A 573-nucleotide genomic window follows, 5' to 3' on the forward strand; every position below is an offset into this window, starting at 1 on the left:
CTTTGGAAGTTTGGGACAGGAGCTCCTTGGAGAGACCTCCCCGAGCGCTATGGTTCTTGGAAAACCTGCTATTATCGCTTTACTCGTTGGCAGAAGGATGGAACCTGGGATCGCTTGCTGAAGTATGTCCAACCTACTCCCATGCTGTTTCCGATATCGACTGGGTCGTCTTCGTCGACAGCACAATTGTCCGAGCTCATCAGCACGCCGCAGGCGCGCCCAAAAAAGGGGGATCCTCACTTCCAAAATGAGGCACTGGGTCGGAGCCGTGGAGGACTGACGACCAAAATTCATCTTGCTTGTGATGGGAAAGGTCGTCCTCTCGCTTTTACCATCACCCCAGGTCAACAGCATGACTGTACCCAATTACAAGCATTGCTGGACTCCATTTGTGTTCCCCGTTTTGGAAAAGGAAGACCTCGTAAGAGGCCGGATCATTTGATTGCAGATCGCGGCTACAGCTATCCATTTTGTCGGCGTCTTCTCCTCAAACGTGGCATTCCCCACACGATTCCAGAGCGTAAAAATCAGGCTGAGCGCCGGTCCAAAAAGCCAGGTCGTCCTCTCTCCTTC

Annotated in this window: 1 pseudogene; it reads left to right on the forward strand. The window is 52.5% G+C overall.

What is annotated here, in order from left to right:
- Positions 1-12: 12 nt before the first annotated feature.
- Positions 13-573: pseudogene (locus I8U17_RS18185) on the forward strand (IS5 family transposase); the annotation flags it as partial.

The sequence above is a fragment of the Thermoactinomyces sp. CICC 10521 genome (genome assembly GCF_016055135.1).
In the GTDB taxonomy this organism is placed as follows: Bacteria; Bacillota; Bacilli; order Thermoactinomycetales; family Thermoactinomycetaceae; genus Thermoactinomyces_A; species Thermoactinomyces_A daqus.